This is a genomic window from Streptomyces sp. NPDC054840 (assembly GCF_053611065.1).
Genome location: NZ_JBSGZP010001056.1, coordinates 1 through 1,618 on the forward strand (window position 1 = coordinate 1; position 1,618 = coordinate 1,618).

General features: G+C 64.0%; 3 protein-coding genes. All 3 read left to right on the forward strand.

Translation table 11 applies throughout. From position 1 onward, the window contains the following. Nucleotides 1-269 precede the first annotated feature (269 nt). The 3 genes from ACWGIU_RS37430 (at nucleotide 270) to rpoZ (ending at nucleotide 1,564) form a co-directional block, all read left to right on the forward strand. Entirely contained in the window at nucleotides 270-593 is a 324-nt protein-coding gene (locus ACWGIU_RS37430) for an integration host factor (protein ID WP_030008746.1), read from the forward strand. Between the two features lie 61 nt (nucleotides 594-654). Beyond that, nucleotides 655-1,218 carry a guanylate kinase gene (gene gmk, locus ACWGIU_RS37435; protein WP_030008745.1) on the forward strand — a complete coding sequence of 188 codons (564 nt, stop codon included), beginning with the start codon at nucleotides 655-657 and terminating at the stop codon, nucleotides 1,216-1,218. Between the two features lie 73 nt (nucleotides 1,219-1,291). Then, the gene (gene rpoZ / locus ACWGIU_RS37440) at nucleotides 1,292-1,564 is read left to right on the forward strand and encodes a DNA-directed RNA polymerase subunit omega (protein ID WP_004948662.1); all 273 of its coding nucleotides are present in this window, start codon (nucleotides 1,292-1,294) and stop codon (nucleotides 1,562-1,564) included. The last annotated feature ends 54 nt before the right edge of the window (nucleotides 1,565-1,618 follow it).

Genomic DNA, 1,618 nt, shown 5'->3' on the forward strand with positions numbered 1-1,618 from the left:
GGCCGGCCTCTCGCACTTCTTGGCGAAACTCGAACGCTCTTCATCGGACAAAACCAGGGTATTTTGTCCTTGATGTACGGTTCGGTGGAGGCTGACCAGGACTTTTCGTCCGTTCTCGCTGACTGGAGCGGTGTTGGCCGCTAGTCTCCGACCAGAGTGAACGTGCAGCGAACGAGTTCCATCGCTGTTCGGGAGCTCGCGAGGTGTGTTGCCTTCAGGGTTACCCACCGGTCCGTATCCGACAGTTCGACATCCGAGGTGACGTAGGCGTGGCTCTTCCGCCCCTTACCCCTGAACAGCGCGCAGCCGCGCTCGAAAAGGCCGCCGCGGCTCGCCGGGAGCGGGCCGAGGTGAAGAATCGACTCAAGCACTCCGGCGCCTCGCTCCAAGAGGTCATCAAGACGGGCCAGGAGAACGACGTCATCGGCAAGATGAAGGTCTCCGCCCTGCTGGAGTCTCTGCCTGGCGTGGGCAAGGTGCGCGCCAAGCAGATCATGGAGCGTCTCGGCATCTCCGAGTCCCGGCGTGTCCGAGGTCTCGGTTCCAACCAGATCGCCTCTCTGGAGCGCGAGTTCGGCAGCACCGGCGCCTGAGGCGTCGACTGAAGTTCTCCCGGCGTTCTCAGGCAGTCCCGAGAACCTGGATAATCGCTCTATGGCAGCAGAGGTTCGTCCGCGGCTGACCGTGCTCTCCGGCCCTTCAGGGGTCGGCAAGAGCACGGTCGTCGCGCATATGCGCAAGGTTCACCCCGAGGTATGGCTCTCGGTGTCGGCCACCACCCGCAAGCCGCGGCCCGGTGAGCGACACGGAGTCCACTACTTCTTCGTCAATGACGACGAGTTCGACAAGCTGATCGCCAACGGCGAGCTGCTGGAGTGGGCCGAATTCGCGGGCAACCGCTACGGCACACCCCGCGGCGCGGTGCTGGAACGCCTGGACAACGGCGAGCCGGTACTGCTGGAGATCGATCTCCAGGGCGCACGGCTCGTCCGCGAGTCCAAGCCCGACGCCCAGCTGGTCTTCCTCGCGCCGCCGAGCTGGGACGAACTGGTCCGTCGGCTGACCGGTCGGGGCACCGAATCGGCGGAGGTCATCGAGCGTCGGCTCGCCGCCGCCAAGATCGAGCTCGCTGCCGAGTCCGAGTTCGACACCACCCTGGTCAACACCTCCGTCGAGGACGTAGCCCGTGAGCTGCTAGCCTTGATGGCAGTTGTCTGATCGTTGATCGATGTTTTTGATTCGGTCAATTCCAGGACGGCCCCATCTTTCACCCATCTTCGGAAGGTAGAGCGTGTCCTCTTCCATCACTGCGCCCGAGGGCATCATCAACCCGCCGATCGACGAGCTGCTCGAGGCTACGGACTCGAAGTACAGCCTCGTGATCTACGCGGCCAAGCGCGCGCGTCAGATCAACGCGTACTACTCGCAGCTCGGTGAGGGCCTGCTCGAGTACGTCGGCCCGCTGGTGGACACCCACGTCCACGAGAAGCCGCTTTCGATCGCGCTGCGCGAGATCAACGCTGGTCTGCTGACCTCCGAGGCCATCGAGGCCCCGGCCCAGTAGGGCACCAGAAGTCCTTTCACCACAGGCCCGGCAGAACATCTGCCGGGCCTGTGG